Origin of the sequence: Sphingomonas trueperi (assembly GCF_040545665.1) — a bacterium.
GTDB lineage: Bacteria > Pseudomonadota > Alphaproteobacteria > Sphingomonadales > Sphingomonadaceae > Sphingomonas > Sphingomonas trueperi_B.
On the sequence record NZ_JBEPMH010000004.1, the window covers coordinates 144550 to 162945 of the forward strand.

The following is an 18396-nucleotide window of genomic DNA, read 5'->3' on the forward strand; positions in this document are numbered from 1 at the left end:
GCGGTATGGGGCTGCTAGTCGCGAAATTGCGGCGCGCGTTTCTGCAGGTTGGCCATCACCGCCTCGAGCTGGTTGGGCGTGCGCAGCAGGGCTACCTGCTCGACGCTCTCGGCCAGCAGCACGGCGGCGGCGTCGCCTCGGTGATTGGCCAGCCGCTTGGCGGCGCGGATCGCGTCCGGGTTGCGGCCTGCGATGGCGTGCGCAAGCGCCAGGGCTTCGGCGTGCGGATCCTCGGCCAGCCGGGTCACGAAGCCGAACCTCTCCGCCGCCGCCGCATCGAACTCGCGGGCAGTGTAGGTGAGCTCGCGCAGCACGTCGTCGCGCACGGTGCCGCGCCAGAGCACGAAGCCCGCCATGTCCGGCACGATGCCCCATTTCAGCTCCATCACCGACAGGCGCGTATCGGGGGCGGCGATCCGGATGTCGGCCCCGCTCGCGATCTGCAGCCCGCCGCCAAAGGCGACGCCGTGCACCGCTGCGATCACCGGCACCGGCAGCGTCCGCCATCCCCAGGCGACTTGCTGGAAGCTGTTCGCCAGCCCGTGCGTCCGCGCCGCGATATCGACGCCCGTGCCGACACTCGCCATGCTCGCCATGTCGAGCCCGGCGCAGAAGGCGCGGCCTTCGCCGGAAAGCACCACCGCGCGCAGGCCCTTGGTCTGGCCGAGCGTGTCGATCGCCGTCAGCAACGCCTCGATCATGGCGGGATCGAGCGCGTTCATCTTGTCCGGCCGGTTCAGCCGTACGTCGGCCACGCCGTTCTCGATGGTCCACGTCACCCGCTCGCTCATACCCGCATCCTCTCTCGTTCCCGGCCAATGTGCGGCGGAGCATTTGCGTGGGCAAGACGGGGGCGCTAGAAAAGTCGGTATGTCCCAATCCAGCGATCCCGCGGTACCGCCCCGGTTCGATCCCCGCGCCTTCTTCGCGCTCCGCTTTCCCAACCATGGCAGCCGCATGGGCGTCGCCTATCGCAATCATGGCGAGGACTGGTCCGAGCTCGAGCTGCCGTGGCGCGCCGATCTGGTGGGGCAGGAGGAGACGGGCGTGCTCGCCTCCGGGCCGATCCTGGCGCTGATGGACATGGCGAGCAGCGTTGCGGTGTGGCTGAAGGTGGGCCGATTCCTGCCGCATGCGACGCTGGACCTGCGGATCGACTATCTCCGCCCGGCGTGCACCCGCCAGACGGTGATCGGCCGCGCCGAATGCTATCGGCTGACCCGATCGATCGCGTTCGTGCGCGGGCAGGCGCATGACGGCGATCCGGCCGATCCGCTGGCGCATGTCGCGGGCACCTTCATGGCGGCGGACGGATACTGGTGAAGCTTCCCCCCTACGCCGAGCTGTTGGGGCTCAGTGTCGAGCCGGGCGCCGATGCGCCGGTGCTGGTGCTGCCCTTTTCCGGCGACGTGGTCGGGCGGCCCGGTTTCCTGCACGGCGGCGCGATCGGCGGTCTGCTCGAGATGGCGGCGGTCGGTGCGCTGCTCCAGGCGCTGGAGTCGGAAGGCGGGGCGAAGGTGAAGCCGGTCAATGTCACCGTCGATTACATGCGCGGCGGTCGCGAGAAGGAGACGCGGGCCAGGGGCACGGTGACCCGGCTCGGCAAGCGGGTGGCGAATGTCAGCGCGGTGGCGTGGCAGGACGAGGAAGACCGGCCGATCGCGGCCGCGCGGATGAATTTTCTGATCGTGCGGTAATGCAACTCCTCCCCCGACGGGGGAGGGGGACCGCGCTGCGCAGCAGCGTGGTGGAGGGGCCGCGCCGCCAGGCGCGGTTCGCCCAGCATCGAAGGCAACCGCCGCTTGCGCGGCGGCCCCTCCACCACCGCCTAACGGCGGCGGTCCCCCTCCCCGAGCTACGCCCGGGGAGGAATTTGACGGCCTCACTTCTTCGGCGTGACCCGCATCAGCCAGCCGCCATCGCCCTTGGCGCCGTCCTGCAGCAGCCACAGCGAGCCGTCGGGCCCCTGCGCCACGTCGCGGATGCGCATGTCGAGGTTCCACTGGTCCGCCTTGCGGGCATTGGCACCGTCGAGCGCGATGCGGATCAGCGCCTGGCCGGACATCGCGCCCATCAGCAGCGAGCCCTTCCACTGCGGGAACTCGCTGCCCGTGTAGTAGATCAGCCCCGAGGGCGAGATCGACGGCACCCAGTAGAGCTTGGGCATCTCATAGCCGTCGCCGGCCTTGGGTTTGGGGATCGGCTTGTTGTTGTAATTCTCGCCGAACGAGACGTTGGGCCAGCCATAGTTGCGACCCTTGACGATCAGGTTGAGCTCGTCGCCGCCCTGCGGGCCCATCTCGTGCTCCCACAGATTACCCGACGCATCGAAGACGAGGCCATAGGGATTGCGATGGCCGCTGCTCCAGATCGAAGCCGGTGCGGGGTTTGGCCCGTCAAAGGCGAAGGGGCGGCCCTTGGCGGTCTTGGCGGCTTCGGTATCCTCGGGGGGATCGATCACCTGCACGGACGTCGCGCCGACCTTGCCCGCGTCGGGATTGTCCGGGGCCGGCTTGCCGTCGAGCGTGAGGTGCAGGATCTTGCCGATCGCCTGGCTGGGATCCTGCGCGGGGGTGAAGCGCTGGCGCTCGCCCGAGGAGAGGAACAGCGACTTTCCGTCGGGCGCGAAGGCGATCACCGCGCCGAACTGGCCGCCGTCGCCGTCCGCGCCCGAGCGGAACAGCACCTCGACATTGTCGAGTCGCGGTGCCATCGCCTTGCCGCGGGTGAGCTTGGCGCGGGCGAGCGCCAATGCGCTGCCGTTCGCGCGCGGCTCCGAATAGGTGAAGTAGATGGTGTTGCTGCTGGCGAAGTCCGGCGCGGGGGCGACATCGAGCAGACCGCCCTGGCCGCCCGCGGCGACCTTGGGCACGCCGGTCACCGCCTGCGCCTTCTGGTTGACCTCCCAAACTTGCAGCTGCCCGGCCTTCTCGGTCACTAGCGCGGCGCCGTCGGGCAGGAAGGCAAGCGCGAAGGGCGAATCGAAATCGGCGACGCGGATCGCGGTGAACGGCACGCCGGCCGGCAGCGGGGCGGGGGTGCCGCTCGGCACCGGCAACGGTGTCGGCGTGGCGGCCGCACCGGTCGGCTGCTGGGCATTGGAGCCGGGCGACGAGCAGGCGGCGGCGAACAAGACGGGGATCAGCAGCAGCGAACGGGGCATGGGGAATCCTCTCCGGCGATGGTTCGGCCACGAACGCAGCCGGTTTTGCAACGTGTTGCAACGACTTTCGTCCGCCAAAAGATGCAACTACTCAGGCGCCCCCTTGCTCCGGGGCACACGATTGCGTATATCGCGGATGCTTTCTCGGACATCGTCAAACATGATCGAGGTCGGGGCCACCAGGCTCCGGCGCCGAAGCTGCTTGAATTCAACCGGAGACGTGTGTGGCGAATCTCGCCGAACTGGCCAAGATGATCGAAACCGAAGCGCAGGCGCTGGGCTTTTCCCTGGTGCGCGTGAAGCTGTTCGGCGGCCAGAGCGATCCAACGCTGCAGATCATGGCCGAGCGCCCGGATACGCGCCAGCTGACGATCGACGATTGCGCCGATCTGTCGCGCCGCATCTCGGACCTGCTCGACCGGCTGGAGGCCGAGGGCCGCGATCCGATCGACCATGCCTATCGGCTGGAAGTCAGCTCGCCGGGCATCGACCGGCCGCTCACCCGGCTGCAGGATTTCGCCGACTGGCAGGGCCATGAGGCCCGGATCACGCTCGCCGAGAAGCTGGACGGGCGCAAGCAGTTCAAGGGCGATCTCGCCGGCATCGATGCGGACGCAGGCACCATCACGATCGTGACGCAGGACGAGACGCACCATGTGCTGCCGTTCGCGGCGATCGAGGATGCCAAGTTGACGATGACCGATCGCCTGATCGCCGCCACCGCGCCGCTCTCCGCCGAGGGCGCCGACAAGATTATCGAAGTAGAAGGATAAGCCCGGATGGCCACCGCCATTTCTGCCAACAAGGCCGAGCTGCTCGCGATCGCCGATTCGGTCGCGAAGGAAAAGCTGATCGACAAGGCCATCGTCATCGAGGCGATGGAAGACGCGATCCAGCGCGCCGCGAAGAACCGCTACGGCGTCGAGAACGACATCCGCGCGAAGCTCGATCCGGTCTCGGGCGATCTGCGCCTGTGGCGCGTCGTCGAGGTGGTCGAGCAGGTCGACGACTATTTCAAGCAGGTCGACCTCAAGGGCGCCGAGAAGCTCCAGAAGGGCGCGAAGGTCGGTGACTTCATCGTCGATCCGCTGCCCCCGATCGAGTTCGGCCGCATCCAGGCGCAGGCCTCGAAGCAGATCATCTTCCAGAAGGTCCGCGACGCCGAGCGCGAGCGCCAGTATGACGAGTTCAAGGACCGGGTGAACGAGATCATCACCGGTGTGGTGAAGCGCGTCGAGTTCGGCCATGTCGTCGTCGACCTGGGCCGCGCCGAAGGCGTGATCCGCCGCGACCAGCAGATCCCGCGTGAAGTCGTTCGCGTCGGCGACCGCGTCCGCTCGGTGGTGCTCAACGTCCGCCGCGAGAATCGCGGGCCGCAGATCTTCCTGAGCCGGGCGCACCCCGAGTTCATGAAGAAGCTGTTCGCGCAGGAAGTGCCTGAAATCTACGACGGCATCATCGAGATCAAGGCCGCCGCCCGCGACCCGGGCAGCCGCGCCAAGATCGGCGTGATCAGCCATGACGGCTCGATCGATCCGGTCGGCGCCTGCGTCGGCATGAAGGGCAGCCGCGTGCAGGCCGTCGTGCAGGAAATGCAGGGCGAGAAGATCGACATCATCCCCTGGTCGCCGGACACGGCAACCTTCGTCGTCAACGCGCTGCAGCCGGCGAATGTCAGCCGCGTCGTGATCGACGAGGAAGAGGACCGCATCGAAGTCGTCGTCCCCGACGACCAGCTGAGCCTGGCGATCGGCCGTCGCGGCCAGAACGTCCGCCTGGCGTCGCAGCTGACCGGCAAGGCGATCGACATCCTCACCGAGGCGGATGCGAGCGAGAAGCGCCAGAAGGAATTCGTCGAGCGTTCGGAGATGTTCCAGAACGAGCTCGACGTCGACGAGACGTTGGCCCAGCTGCTGGTCGCCGAAGGCTTCGGCGCGCTGGAAGAAGTCGCCTATGTCGAGGTCGAGGAACTCGCCACGATCGAGGGCTTCGACGAGGACCTGGCGCAGGAGCTCCAGAACCGCGCGCAGGAAGCGCTGGAGCGCCGCGAGGAAGCCAATCGCGAGGCACGCCGCGCGCTCGGCGTCGAGGACGACCTGACCACCATGCCGTACCTCACCGAAGCGATGCTGGTCACGCTCGGCAAGGCGGGCATCAAGACGCTCGACGACCTTGCCGACCTGGCGACCGACGAGCTGGTCGAGAAGAAGCGTGCCGAGCCGCGTCGCCGCGGCGACGACACCCCCCGCAAGGAGCCCAAGGGCGGCATCCTCGCGGAGTACGGCCTGAGCGACGAACAGGGCAACGAGATCATCATGGCGGCCCGCGCCCATTGGTTCGCCGATGAAGAACCTGCGGAAGCAGGCGAGGAGGACGCAATTGCGGACTCCGAACAATGATACGCGCCGACTGACATTGGCACTGGTCATCCCCCCTCTCGGCCACGGGAGGGGACGATGACCGACGCGGTTCGCACCTGCATCCTGTCGCGCGAGGAATCGCCGCGGGAAGGGCTGATCCGACTCGTGCTTTCGCCCGAGGGCGAAGTGCTGCCCGACATTCGTGCCAAGGCCCCCGGCCGCGGCGCCTGGATCTCCGTCGACAAGGCGGGACTCACGGCCTCGCGCGACAAGGGCAAGCTTCGTGGGGCCCTCTCGCGCAGCTTCCGCACCGGCGAGCTTCGCATTCCCGACGATCTGGAGGACCGGATCGCCGCCCAGCTGCAGCGCGCCGCGCTCGACCGGCTGGGCCTGGAGGCGAAGGCGGGCTATGTCGTGATCGGTGCCGAGCGGATCGAAAAGGCCGCGCGCAGCGGCCGACTCCATCTGCTGCTCCACGCATCCGACGCCCGCGACGACGGCAGCCGAAAGCTGGCCCAGGCGTGGCGGGTTGGCTCGGATCGGGAAGGTTCTGCCCTCAAGGGGTTAACATTGCCGGTCTCGCGCACCATATTGTCCTTGGCGTTAGGCCGCGAAAATGTGGTACACGCCGGACTCATCGACGCCCGGGCGGCGCAACGGACGAGCGAAGCGCTCGATCGCTGGCTGCACTTTATCGGACCCGAACCTGATCCCGTGTCTTGCGATTCCGAATCGCAAGGCGCATCGGCTTTGCCGTCCGCCGTGCCATTGACGACGAACATTATCGAGGAACTTGAGTAGCCGCATGAGCGACACCGAAAACGACAAGCCGAAACTGGGCATGCGCGCACCGCTGGGTCTGAAGCGCACGGTGGAAACCGGCAAGGTGAAGCAGAGCTTCAGCCATGGCCGTTCCAACACCGTGGTCGTGGAGGTCAAGCGTCGCCGTGTTCTCGGCCCGCAGGGTGCGCCGATCGACGAGTCGACGCCGGCCCCTGCCGCTGCGCCCGAGGCGCCGGCTGCTCAGGCTCCCCGCGCCGCTGCCCCGCAGCAGGCGCAGCGCCCGGCGGCCCAGCCGCCGCGCAAGCCGATGGACAACCTGTCGCCGCAGGAGCGCCAGGCCAAGCTGCTCCGCGAGGCCGAGGAACAGCGCATGCAGGCGCTGGAAGAGAGTCGTCGTCGCGACGACCGCCTCCGCGCAGAAGCGCAGGAAGAAGAGCGTCGCCGCGCCGAAGAGCGCACGCGTGCCCAGACCGAGGCGGCTGCCGCCCCGGTTGAAGCCGCCGCGCCCGAGCCGGCCCCCGCACCCGAGCCTAAGCCGGAAGTTGCAGCGGAGGCTCCGGCCGCCGCACCGACGCCGGAGCCGACTCCCGCGCCTGCGCCGGCAGCACCCCAGGCCGCTGCCCCGCAGCAGCCGGCGGCGCCCAAGCCTGCCCAGCCGCAGGTCGCAGCGCCCAAGCCGGCCGCGCCCGCGCAGCCGCCGCGTCGTCCGGTGCCGCAGGGCCCGATCACGCTGCAGCTCGATGCGTCGCTGCCCGCGCCGCGTCGCTTCACGCCGGTCGTGCGTCCGGAAATCCCCAAGCCGCAGCCCAAGCCCGAGCCGCAGCAGGCAGCCCCTGCCGCGACCCAGCAGACGCAGCAGCCCGCGCAGAACCAGACCCAGCAGCGTCCCGCTGCAGGCGCCGGTGCCGCGCGTCCGGCCCCGTCGGGTCCCGGCGCCGCGCCGCGCCGCCCGGGTGCCGATCCGGCCAAGCCGTCGCGCGACCGCAAGGGCGACGATCGCCGCCAGTCGGGCAAGCTCACCGTCACGCGTGCCCTGGGCGGCGACGATGGTGCGCGCGCCCGCAGCCTCGCCGCGCTGAAGCGCGCCCGTGAGAAGGAGCATCGCCGCTCCTATGGTGGCCCGCGCGAGCCGCAGATCAAGCAGGTCCGCGACGTGGTGGTGCCCGATTCCATCACCGTGCAGGAACTCGCCAACCGCATGGCCGAAAAGGGTGCGGACCTGGTGAAGGCCCTGTTCAAGATGGGCATGATGGTCACGGTCAATCAGTCGATCGACCAGGATACCGCCGAACTGCTCGTCACCGATTTCGGGCACAACGTGCAGCGCGTCAGCGACAGCGACGTCGATATCCAGGTCGATACCGAGCTGGATCCCGAGGACAAGCTGCAGCCGCGTCCGCCGGTCGTCACGATCATGGGTCACGTCGATCACGGCAAGACCTCGCTGCTCGATGCGCTGCGCGGTACCGATGTGGTGCGCGGCGAAGCCGGCGGCATCACCCAGCATATCGGCGCCTATCAGGTCACCCTGAAGGACAAGTCGAAGATCACCTTCCTCGACACGCCGGGCCACGAAGCGTTCAGCGACATGCGTGCGCGCGGTGCCAACGTCACCGACATCGTCGTGCTGGTGGTGGCCGCGAACGACGGGCTGATGCCGCAGACGATCGAGGCGATCAATCACACCAAGGCGGCCGGCGTGCCGATGATCGTGGCGATCAACAAGGTCGACCTCGACAGCGCCAACCCGCAGCGCGTGCGCGAGCGTCTGCTCGAGCATGAGGTGATCGTCGAAGAGATGGGCGGCGACGTCCAGAACGTCGAAGTCTCGGCGCTGAAGAAGATCGGCCTCGACGCACTGATCGAGAAGATCCAGCTCCAGGCCGAACTGCTCGAACTGCGTGCCAACCCCGATCGCGAGGCAGAAGGCACCGTGATCGAGGCGAAGCTCGACAAGGGCCGCGGCCCGGTCGCGACCATCCTCGTCAACCGCGGCACGCTGCGCGTGGGCGACGTGTTCGTCGTCGGTGCGGAAAGCGGCAAGGTCCGTGCAATGATCGACGACAAGGGTCGCCAGATCAAGGAAGCGGGCCCGGCGATGCCGGTCGAGGTGCTCGGCATCTCGGGCGTCCCGTCGGCGGGTGATCCGATGCAGGTGGTCGAGAACGAGGCACGTGCCCGCGAGGTCGCCGAATATCGCCAGGGCGTGCTGCTCCAGAAGCGCACGACGCAGGCACCGGCGAGCCTGGAGAGCATGTTCTCCGCGCTCAAGGACAAGCAGGCGATCGAATATCCGGTGGTGGTCAAGGCAGACACGCAAGGGTCGACCGAGGCGATCGTGGGTGCGCTCAGCAAGCTGGGCAACGACGACATCCGCGTGCGCATGCTGCACTCGGGCGTCGGCGGCATCACCGAGAGCGACGTTTCGCTGGCAGCCGCCAGCGGCGCGCCGATCATCGGCTTCAACGTCCGTGCCAATGCCAAGGCGCGCGAGATTGCCGAGCGGAACAAGGTGGCGCTGAAGTATTACGACGTCATCTACGACCTGACCGACGAGATCCGCGCCGGCATGGCGGGCGAGCTGGGTCCGGAAGCCTTCGAAACGGTCGTCGGCCGCGCCGAGATCAAGGAAGTCTTTTCGGCGGGCAAGCACGGCAAGGCAGCCGGTCTGCTGGTCGTCGACGGCTTCATCCGCAAGGCGCTCAAGGCACGCATCACGCGCAACGACGTCATCATCTACCAGGGCGAGATCGCCTCGCTGCGTCGCTTCAAGGACGATGTCGCCGAAGTGCGCGCCGGTCTCGAATGCGGCGTGACGTTCACGCAGAACTTCGTGGACATCAAGGCAGGCGATTACCTCGAAACCTACGAAGTCGAACTGCGCGAACGTACGCTGTAATGCGGCTGCCCTTGTAAAACGCGAGTTTACAAGGGCAGTTGATCGCTGAGGCGCATACGAAGGCCTACACCTCCTTTCATCGCTAGGTCGATGGAAGGAGGTGCATATGTCGATTGAAGTAGTTGCAAGCCTGGTTCTTGGTTTCGCGATGTTAGTTATCGCTCAGCTTGGTCTGGTGGTGAAGCTGATTGAGCTGAGCCGCAAGTAACCAGTGCGGGCTCCCGGCGCTGGAACGCCGGGAGCCCAATATGATTTGAGCCCGGGCGCTGGAACACCCGGGCTCAGGAAGTGACTTATTGCAAGTTCACAACGTAGCCTGTTCTACATAGCGAAAACCGGTCAGAATCACAAGATGCGCCAGAACGACACTGATGAAACCCGCTCCGTCCGCGTGCTGCGCGTGGGCGAACAGGTGCGCCATATCCTCAGCGAGATCCTCCAGCGCGGCGACGTGCATGACGAGGTGCTGGCCAAGCATCTGGTCTCGGTAACCGAGGTGCGCATGTCGCCGGATCTGCGCCACGCGACGGTGTTCGTGAAGCCGCTGCTCGGCAAGGACGAGGACGCGGTGCTCAAGGCGCTGCGCACCAACACCGCCTTCCTCCAGCGCGAAGTCGCGCACCGGGTGAAGATGAAATACGCCGCCAAGCTCAAGTTCCTGGCCGACGAGAGCTTCGACGAGGGTAGCCATATCGACCAGTTGCTCCGCGCGCCGAACGTGGCGCGGGACCTGAGCGCGGACGAAGATTGACTCCGCAGCCGGTAAGACGCATCTTACCGACATGAACGCTACGACGACGCTCTCTGCGAAAGGCCAGGTCGTGATCCCGAAGGAGGTTCGGGACGCGCTGGGATTTTTGCCCGGTCAGCAGCTTGAGGTGGTTCGCAGCGGCGCATCGATCGTGCTGCGTCCGATCGTCACGAAATCCGGCCGCTCGTTCGATGAGATCACCGCCTCGCTTCGCGCGACGCTGCGCTACGATGGCCCGCCGGTATCCATCGAAGAAATGAATCACGCGGTCGGGCAGTCCGCTGCCGACGCTGCGGGTGCGCGGGACGATCGTGCGCGCCGTTGATACCAACGTTCTTGCCCGGTTTCTGATTGGCGATGATCCGGCGCAAGCCGCAGCGGCCGGCGAGGTGCTGCGTAGTCCCGTGTATGTTTCGAACAGCGTGCTGCTCGAACTAGGGTGGTTGCTGCAGTCGCGCTACCGCCAGCCCGCCCACGCGGTGACTCGTGCCTTGCGGGACCTGATGGATCTGCCTTCCGTCCAGGTAGAGGATAGCGGCGCGTTGGCTTGGGCACTCGACCGTGTCGCGCAGGGCGCCGACCTGACCGACATGTTCCATTTGCTCGCGGTCGGCCCTGCCACCAGCTTCGTGACGTTCGCTCGGGGCATAGAACGCGCCGCCGGTCCCAATCCGCCCGTCACCATCGAGACCCTCGCCTGATGGCCAAGCTCTATTTCTACTATGCCTCGATGAATGCGGGGAAATCGACCACGCTGCTCCAGGCCGATTTCAATTATCGCGAGCGCGGTATGCGCACCTTGCTGTTCACCGCAGGCGTCCATGATCGCGGCGGGCATGGCGTGATCGACTCGCGGCTCGGCATCCATGCCGATGCGATCCCGTTCGAGACGGCCACGGACCTGCGCACGATCGTCCAGGACGCGCATTTCGCGTCGCCGCTGGCCTGCGTGCTGGTCGACGAGGCGCAGTTCCTCTCCGCCGCCCAGGTCCGACAACTCGCTGCCGTGTGCGACGAGGACGAGGTGCCGGTGCTCTGCTACGGGCTGCGCACCGATTTCCGCGGCGTGTTGTTCGAGGGCGCGGCGGCGCTGCTGGCGATCGCGGACTCGCTGGTCGAGATCAAGTCGGTCTGTGAATGCGGGCGCAAGGCGACGATGAACCTGCGTGTCGACGCTGCGGGACATGCGGTGCGCGAGGGCGAGCAGCGGGAGATCGGCGGCAACGACCGCTATGTTGCGCTTTGCCGCCGCCATTTCGTTGAGCGGCGCGGCGCGATCGGCTGACATAAGAAAAGGGCGCCGCGAGGATACCCTGCGACGCCCTTGGAACCGAATGCGCGGCCGGGAGCCAACCCACCGCGCCCCCGATCAGAAGTGGAACCGGATCTCGCCGCCGATGATGCGCGGCTCGTTGATCATGCCGGTCAGGTTGTTGAAGTCGATCGCGCTCTGCGCGCGGATCTGGTTGAGGATGTTGCGGGCGAACGCCGCCACCTCATAGCCTTCCGGCGCGCGGTAGCCGATGCGCAGCCCGCCCTCGACCAGCGAACGCCCGCGGAACTCCTTGGCCTCGTAGAGGAAGTAGTTGATCTCGCTGCGATAGGCCCAGTCGGTATAGGCATAGACCTCACCGCCGTTCGCCAGCGGCACGCCGTAGCGGGCGGTGGCGTTCAGCACGAAGCGCGGCGCCTGGGGCAGGCGATTGCCGTCGATCCGGGCAAAGGTGCTGGTGCCGACGGTGAAGGTCGGATCGGTCATCGTGCACAGCGAACCGCACGCCGCCACGACCAGCTTGGGGTCGCGGATCTGGGTGAAGTTGTAGCTGCCGCTGGCGGTGAGATCCAGGCCGCGCACCGGGCGATAGCTGAACTCCGCCTCCACGCCATAGCCGTTGACGTGGTCGGCCGAGAGCAGACGGGTCGAGTTGCTCGCGCCGCCCACCGCGGTCAGCTGCAGGTCGTCGGTGCGGAACCAGTAGCCGGTCAGCGCATAGTTCAGCCCCTTGGCCGGGAAGGCGCCCTTGACGCCAGCCTCGGCCGACTTGGTGAACTGCTTGCCCGCGGTGGTCGGCACCGAGCCGAAGGTCACGCGGTCCTGGATCGCCGGGCCGAGATACCCGGTGGCGAAGCGCGCATAGACGTTGACGTCGGGGGTCAGCGCATAGGTGGCGCTGGCATCCCAGGTCACCGCCTCGCCCTTCACCTTGGTCTGCACCGGCAGCTTGAGGCCGCTGGTGAGGTCGCCGGAGAAGCCCGTGATCACATCGTTCTTGCGGTCATGCGAATAGCGCACGCCCGCACGCAGGGTCAGCGCGTCGGTCGCCTTGAACTCGCCCGAGGCGAACACGCCGAAATTCTCGTTGATGTTCACATGGCCGATATTCTGGTTCTGCGCGCCGCCGCCCAGCGGATAGCCATATTCGCTGTAATCGAGATTCTGGTCGAAATAATAGACACCGGCCTGACCGCGGAAAGCGCCGAACTGGTCGGTCGCGAAGCGCAGTTCCTGGCTGAACTCCTTGGGGCTGGTGATGCCGCCGGTGTTCGACGGGAACAGGGCGTTGTTCAGGCCCAGCGCCGGGAAGGTGTAGTTGTCGCCGCCGTCGACGTCGCCGGTGCTCTGCACCTTGGCACGCTCATAGGAGGTGATCGAGTAGAGCGTGCCCAGGCCATCGAAATGATAGTCGAGCTGCAGGTTGCTGCCCCACTGCTCCAGCCACTGGCTGGTATAGCCGTCGAGCTTGACGTGCTTGGGGTCGAAGCCCGCCGAGAAGTTGTTCGAGCCCTGCTGGAACAGGCCGGCGCGGAACACGCGCGGCGTGCCTTCGAGGTCGCGGCCATGGACGTTGATCAGCGCGTTGAAGTCGCCATTGGTGTAGCTGAGCTGCACGCGGCCGGCGCGATCGGTATAGCCTTCCAGCTTGCGGTTGGCGACGCTGAGCTTGCTCGTGCTGTCGTTCACCACCCAGTTGTCGCGGTGCTGGACCAGCGCCGAGACGCGCAGCGCGAAGCCATTGCCCAGCGGTGCGTTGAGCGCGAGATCGGCGTTGATCGTGTTGTAGGTCGCCCAGCTGATGCCGCCCTTGGCTTCATACTTGTCGGTCGGGCGCTGCGATTCGAGCTTCACCACGCCGGCCGGCGTGTTGCGGCCGAACAGCGTGCCCTGCGGCCCTCGCAGCACTTCGACGCGCGCCAGATCGAATGCCGGGAACGCCTTCAGCATCGGGTTTTCGAGCGCGACATTGTCGTACACCACCGACACCGGCTGCGCGGCATTGGGATCGAAATCGGTGTTGCCGAGACCGCGGATGTAGAAGCGCGGGAAGGTGCGGCCGAACGAGCTTTCGATCTGCAGGCTGGGCGTGCGCGCCGAGAGGAAGCGGATGTCGAGGCCCGAGGAATTGAGCACGTCGAGCTTCTCGCCGCCGATCGCGGTGACGGCGACGGGCACGTCCTTGGCGGCTTCGGTGCGACGCTGCGCGGTGACGACGATCTCGCCGCTCTGCTGCGGCGCGGTCTCGTCGGGCTGGGCGCCCTGCACCGGGGCGGGCGTTTCGTTGCGATTGGCGGCGAGCGCCGAGGGCGCGGTGAGCGCGGCGCTGGCGAGCAGCAGGCCGCGAAGGATGGCGGAAGTGGTCATGGCTGAGTCGAGTCCCCGTACAGTGTTGGCTCGTCCTCTCCGGCGCGTTTTCGCGATCGTTTCTTGTCGGTGTCGCTGATTTTTCGCGCGCCTGTAGCGGAACCGTCATTTGCAGCAAGCGTTTCGGGCTGCGCCCGAACGGTTTGCCTGTTGGTGTTGCAATAATGTCGTGATTTGCGCGGGCGGCGAAGGGCACCTATGGCGCGGCGATGCACGGCTGGATCCTTCTCGACAAACCTTTGGGCCTCGGCTCGACCCAGGGCGTGAGCGCGGTCAAGCGCGCGCTGCGCGAGGGCGGCTATCCCAAGGTGAAGGTGGGCCATGGCGGCACGCTCGATCCGCTGGCGACCGGCGTGCTGCCGATCGCGCTGGGCGAGGCGACCAAGCTCGCGGGCCGCATGCTCGACAGCGACAAGGTGTACGACTTCACCATCCGGTTCGGGGTGGAGACGGACACGCTCGATGCCGAGGGGAAGGGCATCGCGGAGTCGGACGCGCGGCCGACGCTGGCGCAGCTGGAGGCGGTGTTGCCGCGCTTCACCGGGCCGATCGAGCAGGTGCCACCCGCCTATTCGGCGCTCAAGGTCGATGGCGAGCGGGCGTATGATCTGGCCCGCGCGGGCGAGACGGTGGTACTCAAGAGCCGTGCAGTGACGATCTACGGGCTGGAGGTCGTGCCTTCACCCGACGGCTGTCATCCCGGCGAAAGGCGGGATCCATTCGCCACTCCGCCAGCAGCAAGCGCCGAGACGATGACCCCAATGGATCCCGGCTTTCGCCGGGATGACGGCGTTGAGGGGGCGGGCGCTTCGACTGGATTGGCGGGCGCGCCGCTCCACGAAATCACCCTGCGTGCACACGTCTCCAAGGGCACGTACATCCGCAGCCTCGCCCGCGACATCGCCCGCACCCTAGGAACCGTCGGCCACGTCACCTATCTCCGTCGCATCAAGGCCGGGCCCTTCACCCTGGACCGGGCGATTTCGCTGGACTCTTTGGCGGATGCCGCTAAGGAGCGGCGCCTTGAAGACATTTGCCTGCCGCTGAGGGCGGGGCTGGACGACATCCCGGCTCTATCCCTCACCCCCGATCAGGCAGGGCTGCTCCGCCAGGGGCGGGTCTTGGTCGGGATTGCCAAAGACGAGGGCCTGTATTTCGCGCTGCTCGGGGATACCCCGGTTGCGCTGGTAGAGGCGGAAACCGGCAGCATCCGGGTCGTACGCGGCTTCAACCTGTAGCCTTAGATGTCGAAGGAAATTGCATGTCGATCACGCAGGAGCGCAAGGAAGCGCTCGTCAAGGAACACGCCCGCAACGAGGGCGATACCGGCAGCCCCGAAGTGCAGGTCGCGATCCTCTCGGAGCGCATCGCCAACCTCACCGAGCACTTCAAGACCCACGCGAAGGACAACCACTCGCGCCGCGGTCTGCTGATGCTGGTCAACAAGCGCCGCAGCCTGCTGGACTATCTGAAGAAGAAGGACCAGGCGCGCTACGCAGATCTCATCGCGAAGCTCGGTCTTCGCAAGTAACCACGGAAAGGCGACCTTCGGGTCGCCTTTTTGTCATTCCGGTGCGATAACGCATCGGCGGTCCCCGGCGAAAGGCGCCGGGATCGAAACGGGGGATCCGGCAATACGGTCGGTCCCACGAGCCACATACGGCTCACGCATAGGCCCCCCGCGTGATTTGCACCGGGGAGTGAAGGAAACGACATGTTCGACAAGAAGACTGTATCGATCGAGTGGGGCGGCAAGACGCTGACTCTCGAAACGGGCAAGGTTGCCCGTCAGGCCGACGGCGCGGTGATCGCGACCCTCGGCGAAACCGTGGTGCTGTGCGCGGTCACCGCCGCCAAGAGCGTGAAGGAAGGCCAGGACTTCTTCCCGCTGACCGTCCACTACCAGGAAAAATTCTCGGCCGCCGGTCGCATCCCGGGTGGCTTCTTCAAGCGCGAGCGCGGCGCCACCGAGAAGGAGACGCTCGTCTCCCGCCTCATCGACCGCCCGATCCGCCCGCTGTTCCCGGAAGGCTTCTACAACGAGATCAACGCCATCGCTCAGGTGCTGAGCTATGACGGCGAGAACGAGCCCGACATCCTTTCGATGATCGCCGCCTCGGCAGCGCTCACCCTGTCGGGCGTGCCCTTCATGGGCCCGATCGGCGCCGCCCGCGTTGGTTACCTCAACGGCGAGTATATCCTGAACCCGACCGACGCGCAGGTTGCCGAGGGCGAGCTCGATCTCGTCGTCGCCGCCACCTATGACGCGGTGATGATGGTCGAATCCGAAGCCAAGGAGCTTTCGGAAGAGATCATGCTCGGCGCCGTGCTGTTCGCGCACGATGCCTGCCGCGAGATCGTCAAGGCGATCGTCAAGCTCGCCGAGCAGGCCGCCAAGGAGCCTTGGGAAATGGCGTCGTCGAACGACAACGCCAAGATCAAGGACAAGCTCAAGAAGCTGATCGGCAAGGACATCGCCGCCGCCTACAAGCTGACCGACAAGTCGGCCCGCTCGAACGCGCTCAACGAGGCGCGGGCCAAGGCGAAGGCGCAGTTCACCGAGGAAGGCCTCAGCCCCCAGGACGTCATGGCCGGCATCAAGCTGACCAAGAAGCTGGAAGCCGAGATCGTCCGCACCGCCATCCTCAAGGACGGCAAGCGCATCGACGGCCGCACCACCACGCAGATCCGCCCGATCGAGGCGGAGACGCACTTCCTGCCGCGCGCGCACGGCTCGGCGCTGTTCACCCGCGGCGAGACCCAGACCATCGCCACCTGCACCCTCGGCACCAAGGATGCGGAGCAGATGATCGATGGCCTGAACGGCCTCAGCTACCAGAACTTCATGCTGCACTATAACTTCCCGCCCTATTCGGTCGGCGAAGTCGGCCGCTTCGGCGCGCCGGGCCGTCGCGAAGTCGGCCATGGCAAGCTGGCATGGCGCGCGCTGCACCCGGTGCTGCCCGCCAAGGAAGACTTCCCCTACACGATCCGCCTGACCAGCGACATCACCGAGTCGAACGGCTCGTCGTCGATGGCGTCGGTGTGCGGCGGCAGCCTCGCGATGATGGACGCCGGCGTGCCGATCAAGCGTCCGGTCTCGGGCATCGCCATGGGCCTGATCCTCGAGGGCAAGGATTACGCGATCCTGTCCGACATCCTGGGTGACGAGGATCACCTGGGCGACATGGACTTCAAGGTCGCCGGCACGTCCGAAGGCATCACCACGATGCAGATGGACATCAAGATCGCCGGCATCACCAAGGAGATCTTCGAGGCGGCGCTCAACCAGGCGAAGGCCGGCCGCGCGCACATCCTGGGCGAGATGAACAAGGCGCTGGGCGAAGTCCGCGCCGAGCTCTCCGCGCATGCCCCGCGCATCGAGACCTTCACGATCGACAAGTCGAAGATCCGCGAAGTGATCGGCACCGGCGGCAAGGTGATCCGCGAGATCGTCGCCACCACCGGCGCCAAGGTCGACATCGACGACGAGGGCGTGATCAAGGTCAGCTCGTCGGATCCGGCGCAGATCGAAGCCGCGATCAAGTGGATCAAGGGCCTCGTCGAGGAAGCCGAAGTCGGCAAGATCTACAACGGCAAGGTCGTCAACCTCGTCGATTTCGGTGCGTTCGTGAACTTCATGGGCGGCAAGGACGGTCTCGTCCACGTCTCGGAGATCAAGAACGAGCGCGTCGAGAAGGTCTCGGACGTCCTGAGCGAAGGCCAGGAAGTCAAGGTCAAGGTCCTCGAGATCGATCCGCGCGGCAAGGTGCGCCTGTCGATGCGCGTCGTCGACCAGGAAACCGGTGCCGAGCTGGAAGACTCGCGCCCCGCACGTGAAGCCCGCGAGCCGCGCGGCGACCGTGGGGATCGCGGCGACCGCGGCGATCGTGGCGGCGACCGCCGTCGCGAAGGCGGCCGTGGCGGCGAGCGCGGTGGTGAGCGCGGCGAGCGTGGCCCGCGCCGCGACCGTGGCGACAAGCCGCGCGGGGGTGGTCGCGAAGGCGGCAAGGACGAAGGCGGCGAGGACATCGGCCTGCCCGCGTTCCTGACCGGCGATCGTGACTGACCGCACGCGTTTCGCGCAAGAAATGAGAGGGGGTCCGGCGTTGCCGGGCCCCTTTTTCATTAACCCATTCCGAAGTTCCACTTTGCGTTAAACAGCGCTATGCAATCCTTGGGGGGATGGATCGGAGCACGCGAAGCTAAGGGTAAGGGCGGAACGATGATGGCAACGACGACGATCGCCGAACTGCGGCACGATCACGAAATGATCGACATTCTCGCACGGCGCCTGTCGGGACTACTCGAAAGCGACGCGACTCCCCTCCAGCTTTCCACCGCGCTCGACCATCTGCTCAACTGCGTCGCCGAGCATCTCGCCCGCGAAGACACCACGATCTACACGCTCACGATGTCGGCCCAGCCGGGCATCTCGCGCACCAAGGTCGACCAGGTCCGCGAGGATTTCGAGCGGCTCAAGGCCAACTGGCAGGACTATCTCCAGTTCTGGACCCCCGAGCAGATCGCCGCCGACCGGCAGGGCTTCGCCGACGCCAGCCGCGCTATGTTGCCGCGCCTGCGCGACCGGGTGAAGCTGGAGGAAAGCCTGCTGGTCGCCGCCGCGCTGCAGAGCGAGCCGAGCTTCCAGACCAAGCATTGATGGGCGGGCGGCAGCCCTTGAGTCCGCGTGCGCCCCAACGAAGGCCGGTCAGGCGATCAATCAGGCGGCACAACGTGTCGCACGCATATTCGGCACGCGTTTTCATATTTGCGATGGGGTGAGTGCTTGCAGACGTC

The 18396-nt window shown here is 66.6% G+C and carries 17 protein-coding genes; 14 read left to right on the forward strand and 3 right to left on the reverse strand.

Annotated features, from left to right (window positions below):
• Positions 1-14: 14 nt before the first annotated feature.
• On the reverse strand, positions 15-791 hold the full coding sequence (locus tag ABIC65_RS14155) for a crotonase/enoyl-CoA hydratase family protein (protein WP_354309595.1): 777 nt from the start codon (positions 789-791) through the stop codon (positions 15-17).
• 79 nt (positions 792-870) lie between these two features.
• Here ABIC65_RS14155 and ABIC65_RS14160 point away from each other — a divergent pair, with 79 nt between their 5' ends.
• A complete protein-coding gene (locus ABIC65_RS14160) occupies positions 871-1323 on the forward strand; it encodes a PaaI family thioesterase (RefSeq protein WP_354309597.1) in 453 nt (150 codons plus the stop codon).
• Positions 1320-1697: a PaaI family thioesterase gene (locus tag ABIC65_RS14165; RefSeq protein ID WP_354309599.1), complete on the forward strand. Its 378-nt coding sequence runs from the start codon at positions 1320-1322 to the stop codon at positions 1695-1697. The genes ABIC65_RS14160 and ABIC65_RS14165 overlap by 4 nt, the downstream gene beginning before the upstream one ends.
• Positions 1698-1882: 185 nt before the next feature.
• Here ABIC65_RS14165 and ABIC65_RS14170 read toward each other — a convergent pair whose 3' ends face one another.
• The gene (locus tag ABIC65_RS14170; protein ID WP_354309600.1) at positions 1883-3163 is read right to left on the reverse strand and encodes a PQQ-dependent sugar dehydrogenase; all 1281 of its coding nucleotides are present in this window, start codon (positions 3161-3163) and stop codon (positions 1883-1885) included.
• A gap of 251 nt (positions 3164-3414) precedes the next feature.
• Between ABIC65_RS14170 and rimP the strand changes: the two genes are divergently transcribed.
• From rimP to ABIC65_RS14210, 8 genes are all read left to right on the forward strand, one after another.
• Complete coding sequence (gene rimP / locus ABIC65_RS14175) at positions 3415-3936, forward strand: ribosome maturation protein RimP (protein ID WP_436286736.1); 522 nt, start codon at positions 3415-3417, stop codon at positions 3934-3936.
• A gap of 6 nt (positions 3937-3942) precedes the next feature.
• A complete protein-coding gene (gene nusA, locus ABIC65_RS14180) occupies positions 3943-5562 on the forward strand; it encodes a transcription termination factor NusA (protein ID WP_354309603.1) in 1620 nt (539 codons plus the stop codon).
• 57 nt (positions 5563-5619) lie between these two features.
• On the forward strand, positions 5620-6324 hold the full coding sequence (locus ABIC65_RS14185; RefSeq protein ID WP_354309604.1) for a DUF448 domain-containing protein: 705 nt from the start codon (positions 5620-5622) through the stop codon (positions 6322-6324).
• A 4-nt stretch (positions 6325-6328) separates the two neighbouring features.
• Positions 6329-9205 (forward strand): translation initiation factor IF-2, encoded by a 2877-nt coding sequence (infB, locus tag ABIC65_RS14190; RefSeq protein WP_354309605.1) that lies wholly within the window; start codon positions 6329-6331, stop codon positions 9203-9205.
• Positions 9206-9557: 352 nt separating this feature from the next.
• On the forward strand, positions 9558-9956 hold the full coding sequence (gene rbfA, locus ABIC65_RS14195; protein WP_354309606.1) for a 30S ribosome-binding factor RbfA: 399 nt from the start codon (positions 9558-9560) through the stop codon (positions 9954-9956).
• 31 nt (positions 9957-9987) lie between these two features.
• Positions 9988-10281 (forward strand): AbrB/MazE/SpoVT family DNA-binding domain-containing protein, encoded by a 294-nt coding sequence (locus ABIC65_RS14200; RefSeq protein ID WP_354309607.1) that lies wholly within the window; start codon positions 9988-9990, stop codon positions 10279-10281.
• Complete coding sequence (locus ABIC65_RS14205; RefSeq protein WP_354309608.1) at positions 10268-10657, forward strand: type II toxin-antitoxin system VapC family toxin; 390 nt, start codon at positions 10268-10270, stop codon at positions 10655-10657. Before ABIC65_RS14200 ends, ABIC65_RS14205 begins: the two co-directional genes overlap by 14 nt.
• A complete protein-coding gene (locus tag ABIC65_RS14210) occupies positions 10657-11241 on the forward strand; it encodes a thymidine kinase (protein WP_354309609.1) in 585 nt (194 codons plus the stop codon). Before ABIC65_RS14205 ends, ABIC65_RS14210 begins: the two co-directional genes overlap by 1 nt.
• A gap of 84 nt (positions 11242-11325) precedes the next feature.
• On the opposite strand, the gene ABIC65_RS14215 is transcribed toward ABIC65_RS14210, so the two are convergent.
• Positions 11326-13596, reverse strand: coding sequence for a TonB-dependent receptor (locus ABIC65_RS14215; RefSeq protein WP_354309610.1), 2271 nt, complete (start codon positions 13594-13596; stop codon positions 11326-11328).
• A gap of 209 nt (positions 13597-13805) precedes the next feature.
• On the opposite strand from ABIC65_RS14215, the gene truB reads away from it, so the two are divergent.
• The 4 genes from truB (at position 13806) to ABIC65_RS14235 (ending at position 18259) form a co-directional block, all read left to right on the forward strand.
• Positions 13806-14834 carry a tRNA pseudouridine(55) synthase TruB gene (truB, locus tag ABIC65_RS14220; protein ID WP_354309611.1) on the forward strand — a complete coding sequence of 343 codons (1029 nt, stop codon included), beginning with the start codon at positions 13806-13808 and terminating at the stop codon, positions 14832-14834.
• Between the two features lie 23 nt (positions 14835-14857).
• Positions 14858-15127: a 30S ribosomal protein S15 gene (rpsO, locus tag ABIC65_RS14225; RefSeq protein ID WP_010544825.1), complete on the forward strand. Its 270-nt coding sequence runs from the start codon at positions 14858-14860 to the stop codon at positions 15125-15127.
• Positions 15128-15310: 183 nt separating this feature from the next.
• The gene (gene pnp / locus ABIC65_RS14230) at positions 15311-17665 is read left to right on the forward strand and encodes a polyribonucleotide nucleotidyltransferase (protein ID WP_354309612.1); all 2355 of its coding nucleotides are present in this window, start codon (positions 15311-15313) and stop codon (positions 17663-17665) included.
• A 156-nt stretch (positions 17666-17821) separates the two neighbouring features.
• Positions 17822-18259 (forward strand): hemerythrin domain-containing protein, encoded by a 438-nt coding sequence (locus ABIC65_RS14235; protein WP_354309613.1) that lies wholly within the window; start codon positions 17822-17824, stop codon positions 18257-18259.
• Positions 18260-18396 lie beyond the last annotated feature (137 nt).

Coding starts and splice junctions, on each gene's coding strand:
- ABIC65_RS14155 (WP_354309595.1), bottom strand. CDS start 791: ATGAGCGAGCGGGTGACGTGGACCATCGAGAACGGCGTGGCCGACGTA.
- ABIC65_RS14160 (WP_354309597.1), top strand. CDS start 871: ATGTCCCAATCCAGCGATCCCGCGGTACCGCCCCGGTTCGATCCCCGC.
- ABIC65_RS14170 (WP_354309600.1), bottom strand. CDS start 3,163: ATGCCCCGTTCGCTGCTGCTGATCCCCGTCTTGTTCGCCGCCGCCTGC.
- rimP (WP_436286736.1), top strand. CDS start 3,415: ATGATCGAAACCGAAGCGCAGGCGCTGGGCTTTTCCCTGGTGCGCGTG.
- nusA (WP_354309603.1), top strand. CDS start 3,943: ATGGCCACCGCCATTTCTGCCAACAAGGCCGAGCTGCTCGCGATCGCC.
- ABIC65_RS14185 (WP_354309604.1), top strand. CDS start 5,620: ATGACCGACGCGGTTCGCACCTGCATCCTGTCGCGCGAGGAATCGCCG.
- infB (WP_354309605.1), top strand. CDS start 6,329: ATGAGCGACACCGAAAACGACAAGCCGAAACTGGGCATGCGCGCACCG.
- rbfA (WP_354309606.1), top strand. CDS start 9,558: ATGCGCCAGAACGACACTGATGAAACCCGCTCCGTCCGCGTGCTGCGC.
- ABIC65_RS14200 (WP_354309607.1), top strand. CDS start 9,988: ATGAACGCTACGACGACGCTCTCTGCGAAAGGCCAGGTCGTGATCCCG.
- ABIC65_RS14210 (WP_354309609.1), top strand. CDS start 10,657: ATGGCCAAGCTCTATTTCTACTATGCCTCGATGAATGCGGGGAAATCG.
- ABIC65_RS14215 (WP_354309610.1), bottom strand. CDS start 13,596: ATGACCACTTCCGCCATCCTTCGCGGCCTGCTGCTCGCCAGCGCCGCG.
- truB (WP_354309611.1), top strand. CDS start 13,806: ATGCACGGCTGGATCCTTCTCGACAAACCTTTGGGCCTCGGCTCGACC.
- rpsO (WP_010544825.1), top strand. CDS start 14,858: ATGTCGATCACGCAGGAGCGCAAGGAAGCGCTCGTCAAGGAACACGCC.
- pnp (WP_354309612.1), top strand. CDS start 15,311: ATGTTCGACAAGAAGACTGTATCGATCGAGTGGGGCGGCAAGACGCTG.
- ABIC65_RS14235 (WP_354309613.1), top strand. CDS start 17,822: ATGATGGCAACGACGACGATCGCCGAACTGCGGCACGATCACGAAATG.